The following is a 24,226-nucleotide window of genomic DNA, read 5'->3' as shown; positions in this document are numbered from 1 at the left end:
GACATTCGCGATCAGCACCCAGCTTTAAGTTTGGGTGCTGATTCTCGATTAATCCTCTGCTGTATTCCACCTCAATAGACATTGCTCCTTGGCCAGCTAACGTACTCATCAATAGATATTTGGAGCATTTGGTTATGACCGAGGTTAACGCTGGCTTTTTTGTTCGTTCGCCTGGGCGAGTTAATTTAATTGGCGAACACACCGATTACAACGCAGGTTTTGTGATGCCGCTGGCGCTTGAGCGTGGCACGACCTTTCAAGTGCAACCGCGCGCCGATCAACAATTGATTGTCCATGCGTTGCGTTTCAATGCCCATGATCAGGCCGATTTAGCCAATTTGGCTGCTGGAACCCATGGCGATTGGCGCGATTATGTGCGCGGCACGGCCCAAGCATTGCTTGATGCTGGTTATCAATTACAAGGTGCTGAGATTAGTATCGATGGCGATTTGCCCTTAAGTGGCGGTTTAAGCTCATCGGCCTCGCTCGAAGTTGGCTTGGGATTTAGCCTTTTGCACGCCCAAGGCATCACGATTGCCCCAACTGAATTGGCCAAAATTGCCCAACGCGCCGAAATTGTATATGCCCACGTCAATTGTGGGATTATGGATCAACTCTCGATTGCTGCAGGGGTTGTTGGCCACGCCACTTTGATCGATTGCCGTTCGTTGGACATCGAGGCTGTGCCGATTCCTGCTGAAGTGGCGGTTTTGGTGATTGATAGTAACGTGCCACGCACTTTGGCTGGCTCGGCCTACAATCAACGCCGCGCTGAATGCGAACAAGCAGTGGCAATTTTGCAACAGCTTGATCCAAGCATTCAAGATTTGCGCGATGTGAGCAGCGATTTGCTAGCCCAAGCTGCCGCCCAAAAGCTGTTTAATGATGTCATTTATCGACGTGCCCGCCATGTTGTTAGCGAAAACGAGCGCGTGCATAAGGCCGCCGCTGCATTTCGGGCTGGCGATTTTGGCTCGGTTGGCATGTTGATGAACGAATCGCATTGGAGCCTGCGTGATGATTACGAGGTCAGCGGCCCAGAGCTTGATCTGCTGACCGCGTTGTTGCGCGCTATGCCTGGCGTGTGGGGTGCGCGGCTCACGGGCGCTGGGTTTGGTGGTTGCTGTGTGGCTTTGGTCGAAGCGCCGCAGGTCGATGCGGTGATTGCCGCCTTGGGGCCGGCGTATCAAGCAGCAACCGGCCGTACATGCGAAGCATTTAGCACTAAAGCCTCAGCATTAACCGTTGAAGAACAGCGAGCATAGAGGTACTGGTACATCAGGTTAACCACCGCCTGATCCCCTCACCCCAACCCCTCTCCCACGTGGCGGGCGAGGGGCTTTAATCCCATGGTTCTGCCGCACTGCGTGGTAGAAACGCGTGCTCCCCCTCGCCCGCGTCCAGTGGGCGAGGGGGCTGGGGGGTGAGGCGACTATGCCATTGTCAACCTCATTACTAATACACCTATGTTCTATGCTCTTTGTTCTATGTTCTTCAAGGTATACAATATCCCCAAGGATCGGCAAGCGTCGAGGGTGCTATGACAATGATCGAGGGATTAATCAATCTTGGGGTGTTTTTGATCGGGTTGGTAATTGTGGCCTTCACGCTATTTAGCGCCATTCGCATGGTTGTGTTGCCACGTGGCGATAATGTTTGGCTGACGCGCAGCACATTTCGGCTGGTGTATGGCTGCTTTCTGTTGCGTTTGCGCCGCATCCACCACTACGAACAAGCTGATCGGGTGTTGGCGTTTTATGCGCCAGTCGCCTTGTTAATTATTCCCGTCGTTTGGATGGTGTTGGCGATTACGGGCTTTACCTGTATGTTTTGGGCAGTTGGCGAACATCCATGGAGCAAGGCTTTTTTGCTTAGCGGCTCTTCGATGTTGACCTTGGGCTTTGCGCCGGTCGATTCAACGATTGAAACGATTTTGGCCTTTTTGGCGGCGACGGTGGGCTTGGGCATCGTCGCGTTGTTGATTGCCTATTTGCCAACGATGTATGGCGCGTTTTCCAAGCGCGAAGAAGCTGTAACCTTGCTCGAAGTGCGGGCTGGCACGCCACCATCAGCAATTACCATGATTCAGCGCTATCAACGGATTCATAATTTGGAGCGCATGCCTGAGCAGTGGGCTGCTTGGGAACTTTGGTTTGCTGAGCTTGAGGAGAGCCATACGACTTTTGCAGCATTGGCGTTTTTTCGTTCGCCTCAGCCCTATCGCTCGTGGATTACGGCTTCGGCGGCGGTCTTAGATGCTGCTGCCTTGGCAGTTTCGACGCTCGATATTCCGCGCCAACCTGATGCTGATTTGTGCATTCGAGCTGGCTATTTGGCGCTGCGGCGGATCGCCGATTTATATATGATTCCCTACAATGCTACGCCCCACGCCGACGACCCAATTAGCATCACCCGGGCTGAGTTTGATGCGGCGTATGCTGAATTGGCTGAGATTGGTGTGCCGCTCAAAGCCGACCGCGATCAAGCCTGGCGTGATTTTGTTGGCTGGCGGGTTAATTATGATCAGGTGTTGATCGAATTGGCCAAATTGGTGACTGCGCCACCAGCGCCATGGACTGGCGAACGTCCGTTGCCACTCTGTTTCAACATGCCCCGTTTTGGCAACAAACGCCGCCACTTAGCCAAAGAACCAACTGGCTCGATTTAACCAATAGTTCCCTCACCCCCTAGCCCGCACGCGAGGCGAGGGGGAACCACTCATTTTTTGACCGAAGCATTGCGCTAGAACCACAAGGTTAAAGCCCCTCGCCCAGTGACTGGGAGAGGGGTTGGGGGTGAGGGAACAATAATCAGTTAACGGGTATATTTGCCGTTGCGATAATTATTTTGGCGTGCGGTTGGCCATGGCATCCGATCCAGCCGATAGGTTGCGGGCGTAGCCCAAACGTATAGCACGCCGCCCTTGCTATGAGCCAAAATCTCAGTCTTGCCATTGCGATCCAAATCGGCCAAGGTTGGGCCAGCAGAAATACCTTTGAAATTGGTGCTATTTGGCTCGTAGGTAAATTTCAGCGGGTATGGTGCTTGGTTTACGCCGCTGGTGTTGAGCGCATACAAGCGCACGTAAGTATTGGCGGTCGTATCAAAACTATAGGTTCCAAAGACAATATCGACCTTGCCATCGCCAGTTACATCGCCAATCGCCACCTCGCTGGCATAGAGTTTTTTGCCGCTGGTGTAATTAAACGACCACAATTGGCTGCCATCGTGCTTGTAGGCGCGAATTGTACCATCATCGTAGGTCACGACAATTTCCAATTTGCCATCGTTTTCAAAATCGGCCAAGGCCACAGGATTGTTAGGCGTGAAATAATTGGCTTTGAGCGGTCTGCCGACAGTTTTGCCAACCGACCAGCCGGTTTTACGTTTGCCATCAGCGCCAACGACCAACAAGGCACTTGAAGTTTGTTCGTGGTTGCTCAGTGGGTCGCGCACCTTGCCCGCAAAGACGATCTCTTGCTTGCCATCGTTATCTAAATCGCCGATTGCTGGCGCAACCCGAGTATATTCGATGTATTTATCTTTGCCCCAGGTGCGTTTATTTTCGTCGAGGTAGGTTTGCATGGGCCAGCCAGGTAGCAATTGGCCTTTGCCATTGTAGGCATAAAAATATAGCTCATCGCGGCCCATCAAAATTTCGGCGTAGCCATCGTTATTAATATCAGCAGCGCTCACTTGGCCAAACGCACCAGAGCCTTTGTGCGACGAGGTTGGAAAGCCCGTCACAGTTGCGCCATTATGCGACCAAGCATACAAATTGGGTGCATAATTGGTATCGCTCCCAGCTTCGTTGGTGGTAATCCCAATCACTTCCATGCGCGAATCGCCCACAATATTGGCAATTGTCACGCTCATAAACTCTGGCTCGTTGCCGTTGGTGATGTTGGCCCAAGCCATTTCACGCGGCCAGCCGCTGCGAATGTTGCCCTGATAATCAAAGACAAATACTTTGCCGCGTTTACCAGCGGTTGCGGCGCTGCCACGGGTTCCAGCTACCACTTCGAGCTTGCCATCATTATCAATATCGCCAATTGCCAGCGAACTATTGATGCGCGGATCGTTATCGCAGACCGTGCCAGTTTTCCATGGAAAGCCTGCTAACTCCTTGCCCAAATGATCCCAGCCCCAAATACAACCGGTGCTATCGGCGGTCAAGACCTCTAAATTACCATCATTATTCAAATCGACAACACTGGGTGAGGCAAAAAAACTGCCATATGGCTCGGAATCGGGGAATCCTGCTTGATAGGGGATTGTAGATTGAGCGTGGACTGGCTGAATTAATAAACCGATTAACAACACACAGAACAACATCCCTAAGCGTCGATACAACACTCCTTACCTCCTATTGATGAGATGATGGGGAACAATGGAAACAACATTGTCTCTTCTAAATTGGGTTGTTGGATGTACTAGGGAGTGTAGCATGGATTATGCTGAAACTTATGAACTTTGATTAACATAAGCGACGAATTTTTAATAATTAAGCCCAAAAATCACGGCATTGCTTCTGCTATAGCCAACCTTAGAATAAGCAAGGAGGCTTTATGCACTGCCCAAAATGCACAAATGCAATGACCACCTCGGCTTTGGTGACCCCAGATGGGGTTGAAATTATGGTGCTAGGCACCTTGGCGAGCGGCCATCGCCCGCTTTCGGCCCAAGTCTGTAGCGCCTGTGGTTATACCGAGCTGTATGCGGCTCAATGGACGGAAGAAATTCAACAAGCGCGTGAAACTGCTGTTTTAGAAGCTGAGCCAATCGCTGTTGCCAGCGCCGAACCGGCCTTGTAGTGCCTCAACGTCCAGCATCGGTTGCTGGACGTACCCTTTTGGGCTAGAACTAGGCCAGCTTAGGATTAAATGGCTAGCCCCAAGGATTAATTGAGATTTGACATTCGCTGCTAACCTACGTATAATTGCAGGCGCGTAAAAACCATTAAATTTCGTTGATCGTAGCCTTACGTCTCTGTGAGTCGTGGTTGTGCTGATAACCAGCGAAGGAGAACACAGCGTTTCGTGTTTCCCCAAATCACCGTCAAACAAAGATGCATTTCGCGCAAAGCACGATCACGTGATGCGCTTTTTTAACGCCATTTTTTCAGCTGAACAGTCAGCGGGCGACCTCGCTGTTTGGCGTTGACTATAGATGCAACTTTGGTGTGGCAGCACGTAAATCCTCATTTCTACGCAACGCCTTCCGAATGAAGCTCTCCGAATATTAACTTGGTCGCATTGGCCTAACCCTGTGAGCTTGCTCGCAGACCCATCAAAACTAATTGGAGACCCGATGACAGTGGACACCGAAAGCATGGATGCCGTTCAAGATTGGACGACACTGCTTGCTGAGTACGATTATCAACGCCCAGAACGCGGTCAACTGCGTGAAGGTATCGTTATGCGCGTCGAAGACAGCCAAATCTTGGTTGACATTGGCGCAAAGCACGAGGGCGTTATCCCTAACCAAGATCTGCGGCGCTTGCCACCAGAAATGGTTAGTGGCATCAAGAACGGTGACACACTGCAAGTGTACGTGATGGAACCAGAATCAAAAGAAGGCGAACTGGTTCTTTCACTCAACATGGTGCAGGTTGAGCGCGATTGGCAAGAAGCCCAAACGATGCTCGAAAATGGTCAAATCATCGAAGCTGGCGTTGTTGGTTTCAACAAGGGCGGTTTGTTGGTTCAAGTTGGCCGTGTGCGCGGTTTCGTACCAGCCTCACAAGTTGTCAACTTGCACAGCCGCACCGGTACCGAAGGCCAACAAAGCGCTATGACCAAGATGGTCGGCCAAAATATTCCTTTGAAAGTTATCGAAGTTGATCGCGATCGCAATCGCTTGGTACTTTCAGAGCGGGCCGCTATGCAACGCTGGCGACAATCGCAAAAGGAACGCTTGCTCGAAACTCTCGAACCAGGCGCAGTGGTCACTGGTCGGGTCAACCAACTTACCCCATTCGGTGCGTTCATCGATTTGGGCGGCGCTGATGGTTTGGCTCACATTTCAGAGCTTTCATGGCAACGGGTTAACCACCCACGCGAAGTCTTGCAACCAGGCCAAGAAGTCCAAGTCTATGTCTTGGAAGTCGATCGCGACCGCGAACGGATTGGCTTGAGCTTGCGCCGTTTGCAGCCAGATCCATGGGCAACCATCGATCAACGCTACGACCTCGGCCAATTGATCGTTGGTGAAGTAACCAACATCGCTCCTTTCGGCGTGTTTGTACGCGTTGAAGAAGGCGTTGAAGGTTTGATCCACGCTTCAGAATTGACCGAAAATGGCCAATCGCCAGATTCGTTGCAACAAGGCCAACAAGTGCAAGTGAAGGTGATCAGCCTTGATCGCCAACGCCAACGCCTTGGCTTGAGCTTGCGCCGCGTTGATGGCGATGGTGAAGCCGCTGAAGCAACCGCAGCTCCTGTAGCTGACGTTGTTGAAGCTAGCACCGAAGCCGCTAGCGATGCTGCTGAAGCAACCAGCGAAGAAGAAGTCGGCGCATAAGATCGTCTGACGATTTTGGACAACGGGCTGTGTCGTTTTGGCACGGCTCGTTGTTTTTTTAACTGGGGATCGGGGGTTGGGGATCAGACCATTTAACCACGAAGGACACGAAGCGCACGAAGGATTAATGGCTATAGGCTATGGGCTACAGGCTATGGATTAGCAACTAGGATCATTCCCTCACCCCCAGCCCCTCTCCCACTGAACGCGGGCGAGGGGAGCACTGACTCAGCGGTTCCCCTTCGCCCGTTCGACGGGAGAGGGGGCTAGCTTTCAAGGGTAGGTTTATAAGATCCCCTCACCCCAGCCCCCTCGCCCACTGCGGCGGGCGAGAGGCTTTAACGCGCTGGTTCTCCCGCAATTCCTTGGCGAAAAATGGTCTGCTCCCCCTCGCCCGTGTTTTCGTGGGAGAGGGGGCTGGGGGTGAGGGAACGCTCCACTGCCGACCAATCGCTCAAAACCGACCCTTGAAAGGAGGGGCTAGGGGGTGAGGGGCAAACCGTCGTTAACGCAATAAACCAGTACATCTATGTTCTATTTTCTATGCTCTATGTTCTATGCCCCAACCAAATTCTATGCTCAAAACACTCTATATAACCTACGATGGCTTGCTCGACCCGCTGGGCCAAACACAGATTTTGCCTTATTTAGAGGGCTTGGCTGCCCAACATGGCCATCGATTTGTGATTCTCTCGTTTGAAAAAGCTGCCCGTTGGGCCGACGTTGCGCGTCGCCAGGCGCTGATTGAGCATTTGCAACGCCATAATGTTGTGTGGCTGCCGTTGAGCTATCATCAACGCCCAACCTTACCCGCAACCTTGTATGATTTGATGCTGGGGCTGTGGATGGCAACCATCGCTGTGCGGCGCTATCGGATTCAAGCCTTGCACATTCGTTCAACGGTGCCGCTCACGCTTGGGCTGCTGCTCAAACGCTGGTTTAAGCTGCCTTTGCTCTTCGATTTGCGCGGTTTTTGGGCCGATGAACGGGCTGATTTGGGTATGCCACGCACTGGCTTGCTCTATCGTTTGCTCAAAAAACTTGAGCAAACTGGCCTCAACCAAGCTGAGCAAATTGTCACCTTGACCAAACAAAGTTTGAGTTATTTGGCCGAGCATAGCCACAATTCACAAATTGCCAATAAAACCTCAGTTATTCCATGCGCCGCCAATTTGCAACGCTGGCAGCGCGACGAGCAAGCGCGAACTCGGATTCGCCACGAATTGGGCTGGCAAACAAAGCAGGTTGTAGTTTATAGTGGCTCGCTTGGCGGCGGCTATCGTAGCGCTGATCTGGCCGAATGCTTCGCCACATGGCTGCAAAGCGAGCCAGATTTGCGTTGGTTGGTGCTTTCCAACCAAGATCCGCAGCCGCTGATCAACGCCTTGCAGCATTTGAATGTCCCCGCAGAATCTTATACAATCCGCAGTGTGGCGAGCAACGACGTGGCGCAATGGCTGAGTGTTGCCGATGTTGCGATCTCATTAATTACGCCCAGCTATGCCAAAATTGCCTCGTCGCCAACCAAATTTGGCGAATATTTGGCTTGTGGCTTGCCGATTTTTAGCAACGCCGGCATTGGCGATAGCGAAGAATTATTTGCCCAAGCTGTGGCAATTGAAATTGCTGATTTTAATCGAGCAGCCTACCAAGCGGCTTGGCAAAGCTACCAAGCCTTGCGCCAACAACCCGATCTTGGCCAACGCTGCCGAGATTTTGCCGAACGTGAGTTTGATTTGGCTAGCGCAATCGAACGCTATGCAGCCTGTTATCGTGAGTTAGAACGATGAACCAAGCGCACTCTGTGCTTTGCCTGACAGCCTATCAACCAATGCTGACAGCCAGTGTGCGCTATCGAATTATGCCCTATGCGCCAGCCTTGGCCGCAGCGGGAATTGAATTGCGCTATGTGCCATTTGCCACGCCACGGCTTCAGCGCTTGCTCTATCAACCCAAGCGTTACCCTCAGAAAATGGCGGCATTGCTTAGCTCGTTGATTCAATGGCTGGCCAAATTGCCGCGCCAACCAGCAGCAGTGATTGTGCAGCGCGAGGCGGCGTTAATCGGCGCGCCAATAATTGAGCGTTGGTTTAGTCGGCGCGTGCCAGTTATTTTCGATTTTGATGATGCGATTTTTTTGCCGACCGATCCCAAGCGTAGCATTAATGGCTGGCTGAGCCGTTTGGCCCGACCAACCAGCAAAACCGATCAATTATTGAGTTTTAGCCGCATGGTTTGGGCTGGCAATAGCTATTTGGCCGATTATGCCCGCCGTTTCAATCAGCATGTGCATGTCATTCCCACCGTGGTGGATTGCCAACAGTGTCAGCCACGTTCTGTACCAAATTCCCAAATTTGTACGCTTGGCTGGATTGGCAGCCACTCGACCGCCCGCTATTTGGAGCAGCTGCGACCAGTATTGAGCCAGCTCGCCGAGCGCTATCGCTTTCGCTTGCTGGTGGTTGGCACGGCGCAAGCAATCGAAATTGCAGGTGTTGAATGTTTGAATCTCGATTGGCAGCAAGCCCGCGAATGGCACGATTTTCAGCAAATTGACATCGGTCTATACCCAATTGAAGCCGATTTGTGGGCCGAGGGCAAATGTGGCCTCAAAGCAATTCAATATGGCGCGGCGGCAATTCCCAGCGTGTGTAGCGCAGTTGGAGTTAATCAACAAATTATCGAGCATGGCCAGACCGGATTTTTGGCCAATAACACCGCTGAATGGGCCGAATATTTGGGGCGTTTGCTTGAAGATGGGCAATTGCGTCAGCAAATGGGCCAAGCAGCGCGCCAAAAAATCGAGGCCGAATACAGCGTCCAGCGCTATCAAACCAGCATTGTGACAGCACTCAAGGAATGTTTATGTGTGGAATCTGCGGCATCGTCAGCACAAGCCTAATCGAGCCAAACACCATTCAGGCAATGAACCAGCAATTGAGCCATCGCGGGCCGGATGGGGCAGGTATCTGGCAATCGAGTAGCTGTCAATTAGGCCATCGGCGCTTGGCAATTATCGATTTGGCAACTGGCGATCAGCCATTGAGCAGCCCCGATGGTGCTTGGCAATTGGTATTCAATGGCGAAATCTACAATTTTCGGGCCTTGCGCCAGCAATTGCGTGGGCTTGGCCATCAATTTCGCACCAACAGCGATAGCGAAGTGCTGCTTGCGGCCTTGATCGAATGGGGCGAACAAGCCCTGCCACGGCTTGAAGGCATGTTTGCTTTTGCAGCTTGGCACGAGCCAAGCCAGCGTTTGTGGCTGGCACGCGATCGCTTGGGCAAAAAACCGCTCTACTACAGCCAAACCAGCAATGGCTTGGTCTTTGGCTCGGAAATCAAAGCCTTGTTGGCGTATCCTGAGCTTGAATGCAGCTTGAATCCACAAGCGCTCTCGGCCTACTTAACTTATGGCTATGTGCCGAATCCAGCGACATGGTATGCCCAGATTCAGCAACTTGCACCCGGCCATGGCTTGGTTTGGCAAGCTGGCAGCATTCGCGAATGGCCTTGGTGGCAGGCTCGCCAATTTGCCCAGCAACCACGGCTCAGCATTTCGGCCAAAACCGCGATTGAACAAACGCGCCAGTTGGTCAGAGATGCAGTTGCAAAACGCCTCATCAGCGATGTGCCATTGGGCGCGTTTCTCAGCGGTGGCTTAGATTCAAGCATCGTTGTGGCTGAGGCTCAAGCATTGCTCGGTCAACAATTGCAAACCTTCAGCATTGGCTTTGCTGGCGGTGGTTGGTATGACGAAAGCGCTTATGCTGAATTGGTTGCTAAACAGCTTGGCACCAAACATCATTGCTTTATGGTCGAGCCAAATGCAATTGTTGAATTGCCGCATGTGCTGGCCCACTATGATGAGCCATTTCTCGATTCTTCGGCCTTGCCCATGGCCTTGCTCAGCCAAATGACCCGCGAACATTGCACGGTGGCCTTCTCGGGCGATGGTGGCGACGAGGTGTTTGCAGGCTACGAACGCTTTGGCGCTGGCATCTGGACGCAGCGCTACCACCAATTGCCAAGCCTGCTGCGCCGCAGCATTGAACAAACAATCGCGCTGCTGCCTGAAACCAAAGCTAATCAGCGTTTGGCCCGCATCAAACGGGTGGTGGCAAAAATCAAATTGCCATTGGCGCAGGGTTTTCCGCGCTGGCTCATGGCCTTTACCCCAGAAGAATTGGCAGATTGGGGTGTAGCTGAGCTTCAGCCAAGCGCTGCCAAACACTATCGCCAATCCACAGCTGGCATTAGCGATCCATTGGCGCAGTTGTTGTGTTATAACCTTACTAGCTATTTGCCCGATGATCTATTGGTGAAGGCCGATCGCATGAGCATGGCCTATGGCTTGGAAGTGCGCTCGCCATTTTTGGATCAGCATTTGGTTGAGTGGGCTTTGCAATTGCCCGCTAATTTACTCTGGCGCGGCGGGCGCGGCAAATGGTTGTTACGCCAAGCCTACGCTGATCGTCTGCCCAAAATAATTCTTGAGCGGCCAAAACATGGCTTTGGCGTGCCGCTTGATGCGTGGTTTCGCCAGCAACTCAAGCCGATGCTGCACGATTATTTGCTGGCTGATACGAGTAAACTTCATCAATGGTTGGCCAAACCCAAGCTTGAACAACTCTGCAAAGCCCATTGGGCTGGTACAATCAACGCAGGACATCAACTCTGGACATTGCTCAGTTTAGAACTATGGCTGCAAACTCATCACCAAATGAGGCCAGATGCGCACAATTATGTGGATTAAGAATCATCGTTGGCTTAGCTCATTGTTGGTTGCCTGCCTTTGCTTTGGCTTAGGCGGCGTGGCGGGCTTGATGCCGCTGCGTTATTTGGCTGGGATGGCATTTTGCCTTGGCCTAACCGCGCTGGCGTATGGCTGGGTTTGGCTGATTAGCAAGCCAGCCGAGTTGCGTAGCATGCTTGTGTTGTGTTTTGCAGCGATGGGCTTGCGTTGGGGAGCCAGCTTTGCGCTGGAGTTTCTGTGGCCCAGTTTTGAATCGCTGAGCGATGGCGCAGCCTATGGCCCGCATGCCATGGCGATTGCCCAAGCGTGGCGACTTAATTATTTTGCCAGCTACGAAGCAGTGGTGACTATGCCAGTTGGTGCGCCTGGCTATGTCTATTTTTCGGCAGTGCTTTTTTGGCTGTTCGAGCCAAATACCTTACTGGTGAAATTGGCCAATGGCTTGTTTGCAGGCATGGCGGCGGTCTACACTGCCAAATTAGGCAACCACTTTTTCGACCAGCGAGTTGGGCGTTTTGCCGCAATTTGGATGCTGTTTATGCCCTCACTGGTGCTCTGGACTTCGCAAAATCTCAAAGATAGCGCGGTGGTGCTGCTTTCGGTCTGGGTTTTGTATGTAGCCAGCCAAGGTTTGCGCTCGTCGCTCTGGCAAATTCCCTTGTTGGTGGTGCTGATTGGGGCTTTGATGAGCGTGCGCCGCGAAACCTCGATTGGCATTGGTTTGATGATCGCTTTGACGATTGGCTTTCAGCAAACTCGCCATTGGCTGATCCGCTTGAGCCTCAGCGCCGTGACGATTGTGGCCCTCGGTTTGGTGCTTTCGAGCAGTGGCTATGGCTTTTTGGGCAGTAATTATTTGCAAGAGCGACTTTCGCTGAGTGCAATTGCCGAAAAGCGCGAGGCCAATTCGACCGGCACAGGCACAATTGAAAATACGATTGATACGACTACGCCGCTTGGCTTTGCCCGTTATTTGCCAATTGCTTTGATTAATTTTTGGTTGCGGCCTTGGCCTTGGGAAGCAACCAAAAGCACCGCCCAGTTGCTGACGATTCCCGAAGCGGCCTTGCTGTGGTATCCGTTGTGGATTTTGGCGATGGTTGGAATGCTGTTGGCGTGGCGTAGCCGTTGGCGCGAAACGATGTTGCTGTGGTTATATTTGTTGGCTGGCAGTGCTGCTGCCGCACCGCAATATGGCAATTTTGGCACGGCCTATCGTCATCGGGTGCAATTGTGGCCAATCTTCTTTTTGTTTGCTGGCTATTGTTGGTATCGTTGGCGCGATGCTCAGGTGGCGCAACGCCAAGCAAGAACCGTGCACTATGGGCCGAGTATAGAGCAAAGAACATAGGGGCGGGGGATCAGGGGTCGGGGATCGGGGGCGAGAATAACCGAAACCGCGAAGCACGCGAAGATTTGATCCACGAAGGGCACGAAGGACACGAAGCACGATTATTTTTTAGCCACGAATTACACGAATGATGATTTTTTGCCACGGATTGCCCAGATTCGTGGAATTATGTTCTACGCTCTATGCTCTATGTGTACTAGTTCATTGGGTTGGCTACCATGTTCCCTCACCCCCCAACCCCCTCTCCCACTGAACGCGGGCGAGGGGGAGCCGACCATTGTTCGCCAAGCAATTGCGGGAGAACCACACGTTTAAAGCCCCTCGCCCGCCACGTGGGAGAGGGGGTTGGGGGGTGAGGGGATCAAGCCGTGGTTAACCTAATGAACTAGTACAGCTATGCTCTTACCCCTGATCCCTGACCCCTAAAATCTGCTAAGCGTTTGACACTCCGAATTGGCTATGCTATATCTTTGAGAGAACATAATCAATGGTATCATAGCGAGCAACCGTTCAAGCGGAACGGTCTGTTTGTTAGCGCGTACAAAGGAACCGAGGCCTATGCCGGCTCTTGCCACCCCTGAACAAAAAAAAGAGGTCAGTGCAGCAATCAGTGAACGCTTGCCTGCAAAGCCTCGCGATTCGTTTCGTCCGACCGCAGCCTTGACGGCGGTTTTTAGTGCATTAACAACCGTCAATAGCCTATGGTGGGTTTTGAGTCCACAGCATACGCTGGCTCCGGTCGTATTCGGTTGGTTGTTGGTTTGTGGCTTGTTGGGCTTGATCTCGGTGGTCGGCTCAGCGCGAGCTGAACATCGGCCAATTCAATGGCTCACCTGGATTGCCCAGCCCTTGGGCATTGCCGTAATTGCCTTGGTCAATACCACCTACGCCGATTGGGTTGGTTGGGCCAATTTGGCGTGTGCCGTGGCAACCACCATCGTCACTGGCTTGATTACGTATTTGGCCTATCACAGCGAAATCAGCACACCTAAAAATCAAACTAACAGCAAATTGGCCGATTTTCGGGTCTTGATGAAATTTCGGATTATTTCGCTGCTCTTGCTGACGACCCTGATTCCCATGTATTTGGCGAATGGCGGCGAGTGGCCTAAATTCTATATTGTGGTGTTGACTTTGCTTGGTGGCACGTTGGCCGCAGGCGGGGCCAATGCGATCAATATGTTCTACGATCGCGATATTGATGCAGTGATGAGTCGCACCAAAAAACGGCCCTTGCCCAATAATCGCTTGACCCAATGGGAAGTGTTGGGCTTTGGCCTGACGCTCAGCGTGTTATCGTTTTTGGTGCTCTTGCCAGTTAATTTGTTAACCGCAATTTTGGCGGTGAGCGGCATTTTCTACTACGTGGTGATTTATACCATGTGGCTGAAGCGAACCACGGTACAAAATATTGTGATTGGCGGCGCAGCTGGCGCGATTCCGCCAATGGTTGGTTGGGCAGCTGGCACTGATATTAACTTGTTTGTGGATAGCCCAATTAAGTGGCTGCCCGCAGTGTTTCTGTTTGCCATCGTCTTCTACTGGACTCCACCACACTTTTGGGCCTTGGCAATTATTCGGCGCGAAGATTATGCCAAAGCTGGCGTGCCAATGTTGCCAGTTGTCAAAGGCGAGGCCGAAACCCGTCGCCAAATTGTGCTCTATTCGTTCATTATGATTGCGCTTTCGTTTATGTTGGTTTCGTTGCAAGTGGTTGGCTTGTTGTACCTTGGCTTGGCCATGGTGCTGGGTGCAATTTTCTTGTATTACGCTGCCAACATGATGCGCGACCATTCGCATGCCGCCGCTTGGAAGCTCTATCGCTATTCGTTGCTCTATCTGGCGCTTTTATTTGTGGCCATGGGCATCGACCGCGCTTTGCTTGGCTAAATTATGCGTAAGCAACCCGCTTGGCTTTTAGCGAGTCAAGCGGGTTTTGCATTTTAGCTGGGTTTGCGCGCCAGCGGCAGATAAATAGTATGGCTTGGGTTAAATGGAGCGCCATTATATTCAAATGCGCCAATGTCACAGGTTCCCGCCCGTGTATACCCACGCTGATCAAGCCCAATACAGGTTGCCGGATTGCCTGCATTGATCGCTGGACTCCCAGCAGGCAAGGCTGCTGTTTTGGTCGCGCCACCGTTATTTGCAAGGCCTACAAGGTTCAACTCGGGAGTGCGGATGCCGCTCGTACAGTTGGTTTCGTTCCAGAAATTAGGGTTGGGATTCTTGGGCGGATATTGCATATTATTGCCGCCATCAATCAATGCGTTGGTACAATGTTGCATAATCTTGATGTTCCAATCGGTTGAGTTGTGGGCAAATAGCGTATTGCGAATTGTGATCGTTTGGCCTGCGATTGCGCCGCCATTGAAACCAGCATGGTTCTGGGCAAATGTTGCGTTAGTAATATCCACCGCTGCGTTATTATTCACTGCCAAGGCTCCGCCATTGCCTTTTTTCCATTCTTCGCCATCAGGATAACTACGCGGATCGGTTGCATCATTGGCATAAAAGGTTGTGTTGCGAATCGTTGCTGGGGCATCAACCCACAATCCACCGCCTTGACGAATGGCTTTGTTGCCTTCGAGCGTCGAATTGTTGATAATGAGGCGTTCGTTGCTTACAACAGTTGCGGCAAAACCATACCAAATTGCGCCTCCAGTGCCTGACCAATCGGCTGATGGAGCGTAGGTTACGCTATTATTGGTGAAACTCGAACGCTCAATTGTGGCGGTTTCGTTGCTATACAAGCCAATAAAAATCGCGCCGCCATGATTGTTGCTTGTATTGCTCGTATAGCTATTGTTCTGTAGCATAATGCCATCGGGGCCTCCATCGGCGGGTGATCGTGTTCCATCGATGTAGATTGCGCCACCGCCGCCACAATCGCCATGCTGATTGATTGCAGCAGTATGCATGGCGCTATTTTGCTCAAAATTGCTATTACTAACAACTAAATTTGTGCGCAAACTATTAATTGCGCCGCCATTATTAGCCCGATTGTTGATAAACATGCTCTGATCAATTGTTGCCCGGCTGCCGCCACCAATGAAGATTGCCCCACCACCATCGCAGGCTGCACTATCTTTCGTCGCTTGATTATTTTCAAATCGCAGATTGCTGATGCTCAGCGTGTTCCAAAAGCCAATTTTGAGGCCTGCGCCTTGATCGCTCGTATGGCCATTGCGAATCGTTAAGTTGCGCAGCGTAATGTTGAGGTGATTGGCACTGCGCAGCAAGCGCCGCGTATTCTGGCCATCAAAAATTGCGTTGTTATTGCCATTGATTTCGGTATGTTGGTTAAGTACAAGTTCGTTGCTAAATATAAGCACGGTTGGGTTGCTACAATTCATATTGATGATGCCGCCTGCGTTGATTGCTGCGCTAACCGCTGCCGAATTACAATCGACAAGCGGGCTGCTGGCTTGAGAATTGCTCGGCCATACTCCAGCCAGTAACCCAATCAGCAAGAGAATTCGTCCAAATAACAAAACCATCGAACACTCCTTAATAATGAATTAATTCAATGGCTTATGATACTGCACCATACCAAAACAATGCTTTTTGGTGCAATCATCACCATTGAGCCAATTTGAATCTATAATGAAGCAAGGAGGAAATTTGTGATGGAATTACGCCACCGCGCTGTTGGGCCATGGCCTATGAACAGCTATGCCTTGGTTTGCCCCCACACTAACGAAAGTGTGTTGATCGATCCGGGTGCTGACCCAGCACGTTTGCAGGTGATGCTCAACAACACCACGCCGATTGCAATTTGGCTAACCCACACCCACAACGACCATATTGGCGAAGTTGCCAGCATTCGCCAACGCCTGAATGTGCCCGTGCTCGGCCATCCCGGGCCGCAAACTCGGCCAGTGCCGCTTGATGCTGGCATCAACGATGGTCAGCTTTTGACAGTTGGTCACCACACGATCAAGGCCGTCTACACGCCTGGGCATACTGGCGATATGGTCAGTTTTTTGGTCGCTGATAGCCCAATTGCGATTGTTGGCGATACGATTTTTGCTGGCGGGCCGGGCCGCACGTGGTCGGCTGCCGATTTTCAAACGACCTTACAAACTCTGCGCAATATCATCCTCAGCTGGGATGATCAGCTGATTTGTTATGCTGGCCATGGCCCAGAATTTAGCCTAGGCTCAATTCGGCCCAAAATCGAAGCCTTCCTTGCCCGCGATCACGGCGAATTCTACGGCGACGCTGAGTGGTAAAAGCTGGGGGTCGGGGATTGGTTGTTGGGGATCGGGAATTATAAGAGCATAGAACAGAGATGTATTAGTTTATTGCATTAGCAACGGCCTGATGCCCTCACCCCAACCCCTCTCTCATTGCGCGGGCGAGGGGCTTTAATGCCGTGGTTCTGCCGCAATGGGTGGTAAAAAAAAGAGTCTGCTCCCCTCGCCCGCGTTCAGTGGGAGAGGGGCTGGGGGTGAGGGCATGTCATTGATTGGCCATCCAATGAACCATTACGTTTATGCTCTCCGATCCCCAACCCCTAACAACCGATTCCCATTAGTAACGAGAAACACCGATGCACTATCCAACTTGGACACGCGCTGTCTACCACGATGGTTCGGCGCTCTATCTTCAACCAAGCCAGCCCTATCAACTTGGTCAAACGGTGACAGTGCGGTTGCGCAGCTCGCTCGATGCACCCATTAGCCAAGCCTTTATTCGGCTTTGCCCCGATGGTGAGCAAACTTTTGTGCTGATGCAACTTGCCGAACGCACGGCAACAGAGCAATGGTGGCAGGGCAGTATTACGCTCTCAATGCCGCGCACTGGCTATCGCTTTTGGCTGATGACTGAGCATGGCGGTTGGTGGCTTTCGGCAGCGGGTATGCAACGCTCAACGCCAACCGATGCGACAGATTTTAAGCTGTTGGCCGAGTATCACGCCCCAACTTGGGTGCATTCGGCAGTGTTCTACCAAATTTTTCCCGATCGTTTTTGTGATGGCGAGCCGAGCAATAATGTGGTTGCTGGCGAGTACAACGTGTATGGCGTGCCAGCTATCGCCCGGCAATGGGGCGAAACGCCGCAGAAAGCAACTGGTGGGGTGGAGTTTTTTGGTGGCGATTTACAGGGCATTACCCAAAAGCTCGATTATCTTGATCAGCTGGGAATTAATGCGCTGTATCTTACGCCGATTTTTACTGCGCCATCGAACCACAAATACGATACTGCCGATTATTTGCAGATCGATGCTCATTTTGGTGGCGAAGCGGCCTTGGTGGAGTTGCGCCAAATTAGCCAGCGCTACCAGATGAAATTAATGCTTGATATTGTGCTCAATCACTGTGGCTATACCCATCATTGGTTTACGGCAGCTCAAGCTGATGCCAACGCGCCAAGCACCGATTATTTTTCGTGGATCGAGCATCCCAACGAGTATCAATCGTGGCTTGGTCATCGTTCGTTGCCCAAACTCAATTATGCCAGCCAAGGCTTGCGGCATGCAATTTATGGCGACGAGCAATCGATTGTGCGCCATTGGTTGCGCCAACCATATGCAATTGATGGCTGGCGCATCGATGTGGCAAATATGTTGGCCCGCCAAGGCCCAAGCCAATTGGGGCATAAAATTGGTCGCGCCTTGCGCCGTGCGGTCAAAGCCGAAGCCCCAGAGGCCTATTTGCTCGGCGAACATTTCTACGATGGCAGCAATCACTTGCAGGGCGACGAACTCGATGCCAGCATGAATTATCGCGGTTTTACCTTTCCAACTTTGCAGTGGTTGGTTGGCTTCGATATGGCTTCGGTCTGGAATTTGGCGTGGGAAGATCGGGCCTTATTGCCAAGCGAAGCTTTGGGCGAGCAATGGTTAGCATTCTTGGCGGTTATTCCGTGGCAAATCGCCTTACAACAATTTAATTTGCTCGATTCGCATGATACGCCGCGCTTGCTGACGATTGTTGGCGGCAACCGAGCCTTGCACCAAGTTGCGGTAACCTTGCAAATGAGCTTTCCTGGCGTGCCGTGTATTTATTATGGCGATGAAATTGGGCTGCAAGGCGGCGGCGATCCCTATTGCCGTGGCTGTATGCCGTGGGATGCTCAAGCTTGGGATCACGAATTGCTCGGATTTTATCGGCGCTTGATTGCATTGCGGCGAAATTCGAGTGCGCTAAGCGTTGGCGGGTTTCAATTATTGCAGGCCGAGGGCGATACGGTGGCGTTTGTGCGGCGTAGTGCTGATGAATGTTTGTTGATTGTTGCGCAGCGAGCCGCCGCCAACATTCCATCAATTCCCATGCTGGCAACCGGCCTCGCCGATGGAACTGTTTTTGCGCAGGTTGACGAGGCAAACGAAATTACCATTGAGGCTGGCGGGTTGCAACTGCCGCAAACTGGCATCGGTGCAAGCATTTGGCGCATGAAGTAAGAACAGAGAACAAAGAGCATAGAACATAGAGATCTTGCGATCGGTTGTTGGGGATTGGGGCAGCATTGATTCACGAAGGGCACGAAGTATGAAACCACGAAGAGCGCGAAGGTCGCGAAGGTTTCTCATTCCCTCGTCTGTGCATTTCATCCTTCATCCCTCATCCTTCATATTTTTGAATCTCTGCACCGCTGCGTTAGTAATTGATCCACGAAGGGCACGAAGCGCACGAAGCATGAAACCACGAAGAGCGCGAAGGACACGAAGCACGATTTTTTGCCACAGATTGACACAGATTTTGGGATTATGTTCCTGCTCCCCGATAGCCAATAGCCAATAGCCATGCATCCTCTGCGCCTCTGCGTTAAACGTCCCCGATTCCCAATCTCTGATCTCTATGCTCTCTGCTCAGCTCTTTTGATTTTTGCCTTCTGCCTTTTGACTTTACGTGACTTCTGCTATTATGCATATATCGACATATTGCATGAGGTAACGGACAAATCATGGCAATTCCAGTAGGCGCGACTCGGGGGCGCAGCAGCCAACGCAGCGCTGTATTAAAGTTGGGCTTGCCAGCAGTTGGCGAGCAATTATTGAGCTTGATGGTGGGCTTGGTGGATACCTATGTGGTAGGTCACTTAAGCCTTGAAGTTGCTACTGCGAATGGCTACGACCGCCAAGTTGCGTTGGCGGCAACTGGCATTTCGAGCCAAGTTACATGGACATTAATTACCTTTTTTATGGCAGTTGCGCTTGGCAGCACGGTGGTAATTGCGCGCTTTATAGGGGCTGGCGAGCGTGAACAAGCCAACCAAACCTTGCGCCAAGGCTTGATTATTGGGCTGGCAATGGGCTTGCTTGGCCTATTTTTAGCCTACGCCTTTGCGCCGCAACTGATGGATTTGCTTGGTGCGAACGAGCAAGTGCGACGTTATGGTGCTGGCTATTTGCGCATTTCATCCTTATCAATGCCGCTGATGGCGATGCTCTATGTTGGCAACGCCGCCTTGCGTGGCTCGGGCGATACCCGCACGCCGCTCAAAGTGATGCTGGTGGTCAACGGCATCAATGCAGTGTTATCGTTGCTCTTGGTCAATGGCTACCTTGGGTTTCCGGCGCTCGGCATCAATGGCGCAGCCTTTGCGGCCATGAGCGGGCAAGGAGTCGGCGGCTTAATCGTGCTCGCAACCTTGATTCGCGGGCGCTCAGGTTTGCAACTCAATCAAATCCCGCGGCCTAATCGCAGTTTGATGTGGCGGATTTTACGCCAAGGCCTGCCGTATGGTGCTGAACAATTTATCTTTCAAGCAGCATTGTTGATTTTCATCCATTTGATCAACGATATTGGCACGGCGGCCTACGCTGCCCACAACACGATTATCACGATTGAGAGCATCTCGTTTTTGCCTGGCATGGGCATGGCGGTGGCGGCAACGACCTTGGTTGGCCAACATATGGGCGCAAATCAGCCCCAAGCAGCCAGTGAAAGTGGCTTCGAAGCCTTTCGTTTAGGCGCAATTTTTATGAGCGCGATTGGCTTGCTGTTTGTGATTGCGCCCGAAGTCTTTTTGCGCTTTTTCGTTGCCGATGAAGAAGTTGTGCGTTTGGCGGCCTTGCCCTTGCGCATGGTTGGTTTTGCCCAGCCAGCCTTAGCGGCCAATTTTATCTTCAGCGGCAGTTTGCGCGGCGGCGGCGAGCCAAAATGGCCTTTGATTAGCAAAATGCTGAGTGTTTGGTGCGTGCGTTTGCCCTTGGCTTGGCTGCTGGTCAAACACTTCGATCTTGGCTTGAATGGCATTTGGCTAGCGATGTGCACCGATTTTGCTGTGCAAGGAACCTTGGCTTGGTGGCGCTTCCGCCAAGGCAAATGGCAAAGTGCCAAAGTCTAGCAAAGGATGAAGCGTAAGAACATAGAACAGAGAGCAAACGATGAAGGATGAAGGATGAAGCGTAAGAACATAGAACAGAGATGTACTGGTTCATTGCGTTAACCATGGATTGATCCCCTCACCCCCAGCCCCCTCGCCCGTTCGACGGGCGAGGGGGAATCACGGAGTCGGTACTCCCCTCGCCCGCGTGCAGTGGGAGAGGGGCTGGGGGTGAGGGCATGCCAATCCAATAGCCTATAGCCCATAGCCTGTAGCCAAATTCGGCTTTTGATTTTTGCCTTTGCTACTGCCTTTTCATCCTGCTTTCATTGCGGCTGATCCATTTAGCTTTATAATGGAACTACGTTTTGGTTACAGGAGAGCGGTCGCATGCAGCGTTTCTTGAAATCAGTAGCTGGGTTAATCGCGGTTGGCTTGATCATCTATGGCATGGTGCCGTGGTCAAAAGAAGAGCATTGGCTGCCATGTTTATGGGCTGCCACGTTGCTTGGTGGTTTTGCAATTTGGCCGATTCGCACCCAACGTGCCACCGGAATTTATACTGCAACCCAAAACTTAGCCTTGTTTATGATCATTGGCTTTACGATGTTGACGCTGCAATTGCTGCGGACGCAAGTTATTCGTGCCGATGAAATTTATAATCGGGTCGTGGCCGAGGACGATGGCAATGTTACCAGCAATATTCGGCTTGTGCGTAGCACCAACCGAATTAAGCGCGGCGCGATTTTCGATTCGCAAGGCGTAACCATGGCCGAAAATGTGATCGTTTCGGATAATCGCTCGTATCGTACCTATCCAATCGCCAATCAATACGATATGCGTGCGTTTGGCCATACCTTGGGCTACGTTAGCAGCATCTATGGCTTGTATGGATTGGAAAGTAGCTATAACGAATATTTGGCTGGTGGCAAGGGCAATAGCTGGCAGAATTTGCAAAATCAGCTGTTTAGCCGCCCCCGCGAAGGCAATAACGTACAGCTGACAATCAATGCCCAATTGCAAGACCGCGCTTTCAAGGCGCTCGATGGGCGGGTTGGCTCGGTCGTGGTAATGGATGTTAAAACCGGCGCAATTCGGGCTATGGTTAGCACGCCCAGTTTCGATCCTTCGCAATTGACCTTGCGGCTTGATGCAGAAGATTATGCTGCTGAAAGCGATCGGGTGGTTAATTATTGGAACTCGTTGATTAGCGATGAATCGCGGCCCTTAGTATTTCGCTCGACCCAAGGCCAATATCCACCAGGCTCGACCTTCAAAACGGTCACGGCAATTGGGGTTTTGAATAATCCCGATGTTGGCAAGCCTGAGGAAATTACCTGCCCCAACGAGTTGTTCCCACAAGAAGGCGTAAGCGTGCCCGTGGTCAATGCAGTTGATGACGAAGCTGGCTATATTGCTCAAAAATTTGGCCAAAAGTTTGGGCTTGATGGTGTGTATGCCTTTTCGTGCAACACCGCCTTTGCCCAATATGGCATTCGCTTGCAAAGCGAGGGCCGCAATTTGCTTGAAGATCAAGCGCGGCGCTTCCATATTTACCCCGCCGATGAATTGCCCGATACTGGCGATTTGACCGACTTGCCATCAGCGCCAAGCCAACTGTATGGCGGCGAAGACGGCGATGAGTGGTGGAGCCAGCCGGTGGCAGTTGCCGACACGGCCTATGGCCAAGGCCGCTTGTTGGTTACGCCGCTTGAAATGGCGATGATCACCCAATCGATTGGCAACAACGGCGATATGATGAAGCCCTATTTGGTAGAACGGGTGACCACGCCTCAAGGCGGCGAGTTGTATCAAGCCCGCCCGCGCAAAATCGGCGATCCAATGAGCGTCGAAGTTTCGCAGCGAATTCGGGTTTCGATGAAGGCTGTCGTTGAACAAGGCTGGTCGGGCGCAACCGTGGCTGGCGTGCCAGGCTATAGCGTTGGCGGCAAATCGGGTACTGCCGAAAATCCGCTGGGCGCACCGCACGCTTGGTTTATCTCGTTGGCTCCGCTCGACGACCCCAAATACGCGGTGGCGGTGATGGTTGAGAATGGTGGCGAAGGCACCAGTGTTGGCGGCTCGTTGGCAGGCATTGTCATGACCGCTGCATTGGAAATCAATCCGTAAGCGTTTTTTGAAGGATTTTTCATGGCTATCAATCAAGAGCGTCTGCTCGATACCTTTTTTACTTTGGTTCGAATCGATAATCCATCTGGTGGCGAAGCCGCCATGGCTGCGCATTTGATCGAGCGCTGCCAAGCACTGGGCTTAAGTTGCGAGCAAGATGCAATTGGCAATGTGATTGCCCGTTTGGCTGGGGCTGGCGCTCCGTTATTGCTGAACGCCCACATGGATAGCGTCGCTCCATGTCATGGCAAAGAGCCAGTTCTGCGCGATGGCAATATCTATAGCGCTGGCGATACGGTGCTTGGAGCCGATGATTTGGCTGGCGTGACCGCCTTCTTGGAAGGTGTTCAAACAGTGATTGAATCGGGCAAGCAGCACCGCGCAATCGAATTAGTTTTTACGGTGCAAGAAGAAACTGGCTTAAATGGAGCACGTGCCCTCGATTATAGCAAGCTGCAAGCGAAACAAGGCTTGGCCTTTGATTTAAATGGCGATGTTGGCGCGATCTGTGTTGGTTCGCCAGCCCACGATTCGTTTACTGCCACGATTACTGGGGTTTCGGCCCACGCTGGCGTTGCTCCCGAAAAAGGCATTAGCGCGATTGAAGTGGCGGCGCATGCGATTGCCGCAATGCCTTTGGGCCGACTCGACGATGAAACAACCGCCAATATTGGCTCGATTCAGGGCGGCAAGGCCAACAATATCGTGCCTGATGTGGTGGTGATCAAAGGCGAGGCCCGTTCGCGCAACCAAGCCAAGCTCGATGCTCAATGGCAAATCATGCGCAACGCCTTGGAGCAAGCAGCAGCCAAATTTGGCGCAACGGTTGAAATTGAACATAAACAACATTATGGCCCGAGCGTACTGGCCCCCGATGCTGCCATTGTGCAATTACTCAATCAAGCAATTCGGGCGATTGGCCTTGAGCCTTCGTTGGTGGTGACAGGCGGCGGTAGCGATGTCAGCATCATCAGCAACAACGGCATCGAAACTGCCAACTTGGCGATTGGCTACGAAAATATTCACTCAGTCGATGAGTTTATTCCGGTTGTGCAATTGCAACGGGCGGCTCAAATCGTCGAACAAATGCTCTTGATGATCTAAATCGATCGTTAATATTCACTCAGTCGATGAGTTTATTCCGGTTGTGCAATTGCAACGGGCGGCTCAAATCGTCGAACAAATGCTCTT

Annotated in this window: 16 protein-coding genes; 14 read left to right on the top strand and 2 right to left on the bottom strand. The window is 51.9% G+C overall.

Annotated features, from left to right (window positions below; genetic code table 11):
- Positions 1 to 134 precede the first annotated feature (134 nt).
- Together galK and ACFMKP_RS23980 are read left to right on the top strand one after the other, a co-directional pair.
- Positions 135 to 1,265 (top strand): galactokinase, encoded by a 1,131-nt coding sequence (gene galK / locus ACFMKP_RS23985; RefSeq protein ID WP_382296185.1) that lies wholly within the window; start codon positions 135 to 137, stop codon positions 1,263 to 1,265.
- Positions 1,266 to 1,540: 275 nt separating this feature from the next.
- The gene (locus tag ACFMKP_RS23980) at positions 1,541 to 2,668 is read left to right on the top strand and encodes a hypothetical protein (protein ID WP_382296182.1); all 1,128 of its coding nucleotides are present in this window, start codon (positions 1,541 to 1,543) and stop codon (positions 2,666 to 2,668) included.
- Positions 2,669 to 2,814: 146 nt separating this feature from the next.
- On the opposite strand, the gene ACFMKP_RS23975 is transcribed toward ACFMKP_RS23980, so the two are convergent.
- The gene (locus ACFMKP_RS23975) at positions 2,815 to 4,356 is read right to left on the bottom strand and encodes an FG-GAP repeat domain-containing protein (RefSeq protein WP_382296179.1); all 1,542 of its coding nucleotides are present in this window, start codon (positions 4,354 to 4,356) and stop codon (positions 2,815 to 2,817) included.
- Between the two features lie 212 nt (positions 4,357 to 4,568).
- Here ACFMKP_RS23975 and ACFMKP_RS23970 point away from each other — a divergent pair, with 212 nt between their 5' ends.
- The 7 genes from ACFMKP_RS23970 (at position 4,569) to ACFMKP_RS23940 (ending at position 14,518) form a co-directional block, all read left to right on the top strand.
- Positions 4,569 to 4,814 carry a hypothetical protein gene (locus ACFMKP_RS23970; protein ID WP_152976684.1) on the top strand — a complete coding sequence of 82 codons (246 nt, stop codon included), beginning with the start codon at positions 4,569 to 4,571 and terminating at the stop codon, positions 4,812 to 4,814.
- Positions 4,815 to 5,310: 496 nt separating this feature from the next.
- Positions 5,311 to 6,522 carry a 30S ribosomal protein S1 gene (locus ACFMKP_RS23965; RefSeq protein ID WP_204753348.1) on the top strand — a complete coding sequence of 404 codons (1,212 nt, stop codon included), beginning with the start codon at positions 5,311 to 5,313 and terminating at the stop codon, positions 6,520 to 6,522.
- A gap of 575 nt (positions 6,523 to 7,097) precedes the next feature.
- The gene (locus tag ACFMKP_RS23960) at positions 7,098 to 8,312 is read left to right on the top strand and encodes a glycosyltransferase (protein WP_382296176.1); all 1,215 of its coding nucleotides are present in this window, start codon (positions 7,098 to 7,100) and stop codon (positions 8,310 to 8,312) included.
- Entirely contained in the window at positions 8,309 to 9,424 is a 1,116-nt protein-coding gene (locus ACFMKP_RS23955) for a glycosyltransferase family 4 protein (protein WP_382296173.1), read from the top strand. The genes ACFMKP_RS23960 and ACFMKP_RS23955 overlap by 4 nt, the downstream gene beginning before the upstream one ends.
- Positions 9,388 to 11,277: an asparagine synthase (glutamine-hydrolyzing) gene (gene asnB, locus ACFMKP_RS23950; protein WP_382296171.1), complete on the top strand. Its 1,890-nt coding sequence runs from the start codon at positions 9,388 to 9,390 to the stop codon at positions 11,275 to 11,277. The genes ACFMKP_RS23955 and asnB overlap by 37 nt, the downstream gene beginning before the upstream one ends.
- Entirely contained in the window at positions 11,255 to 12,628 is a 1,374-nt protein-coding gene (locus ACFMKP_RS23945; RefSeq protein ID WP_382296168.1) for a glycosyltransferase family 39 protein, read from the top strand. Before asnB ends, ACFMKP_RS23945 begins: the two co-directional genes overlap by 23 nt.
- 558 nt (positions 12,629 to 13,186) lie before the next feature.
- On the top strand, positions 13,187 to 14,518 hold the full coding sequence (locus tag ACFMKP_RS23940; protein ID WP_382296165.1) for a heme o synthase: 1,332 nt from the start codon (positions 13,187 to 13,189) through the stop codon (positions 14,516 to 14,518).
- Between the two features lie 53 nt (positions 14,519 to 14,571).
- On the opposite strand, the gene ACFMKP_RS23935 is transcribed toward ACFMKP_RS23940, so the two are convergent.
- Entirely contained in the window at positions 14,572 to 16,128 is a 1,557-nt protein-coding gene (locus ACFMKP_RS23935; RefSeq protein ID WP_382296162.1) for a choice-of-anchor Q domain-containing protein, read from the bottom strand.
- 129 nt (positions 16,129 to 16,257) lie between these two features.
- On the opposite strand from ACFMKP_RS23935, the gene ACFMKP_RS23930 reads away from it, so the two are divergent.
- From ACFMKP_RS23930 to ACFMKP_RS23910, 5 genes are all read left to right on the top strand, one after another.
- The gene (locus tag ACFMKP_RS23930; RefSeq protein ID WP_382296291.1) at positions 16,258 to 16,863 is read left to right on the top strand and encodes an MBL fold metallo-hydrolase; all 606 of its coding nucleotides are present in this window, start codon (positions 16,258 to 16,260) and stop codon (positions 16,861 to 16,863) included.
- A gap of 320 nt (positions 16,864 to 17,183) precedes the next feature.
- Positions 17,184 to 19,037: a maltodextrin glucosidase gene (gene malZ, locus ACFMKP_RS23925; protein WP_382296159.1), complete on the top strand. Its 1,854-nt coding sequence runs from the start codon at positions 17,184 to 17,186 to the stop codon at positions 19,035 to 19,037.
- Positions 19,038 to 19,540: 503 nt separating this feature from the next.
- On the top strand, positions 19,541 to 20,926 hold the full coding sequence (locus ACFMKP_RS23920; RefSeq protein ID WP_382296156.1) for an MATE family efflux transporter: 1,386 nt from the start codon (positions 19,541 to 19,543) through the stop codon (positions 20,924 to 20,926).
- Positions 20,927 to 21,295: 369 nt separating this feature from the next.
- Positions 21,296 to 23,035, top strand: coding sequence for a peptidoglycan D,D-transpeptidase FtsI family protein (locus tag ACFMKP_RS23915; protein ID WP_382296153.1), 1,740 nt, complete (start codon positions 21,296 to 21,298; stop codon positions 23,033 to 23,035).
- Between the two features lie 21 nt (positions 23,036 to 23,056).
- Positions 23,057 to 24,139 carry a M20/M25/M40 family metallo-hydrolase gene (locus ACFMKP_RS23910; protein ID WP_382296151.1) on the top strand — a complete coding sequence of 361 codons (1,083 nt, stop codon included), beginning with the start codon at positions 23,057 to 23,059 and terminating at the stop codon, positions 24,137 to 24,139.
- Positions 24,140 to 24,226 lie beyond the last annotated feature (87 nt).

It is taken from the genome of Herpetosiphon sp. NSE202 (genome assembly GCF_042688385.1).
Lineage (GTDB): Bacteria > Chloroflexota > Chloroflexia > Chloroflexales > Herpetosiphonaceae > Herpetosiphon.
The sequence above is the reverse complement of the archived record's forward strand: the minus strand, read 5'-3'. Positions and strand labels throughout refer to the sequence as shown.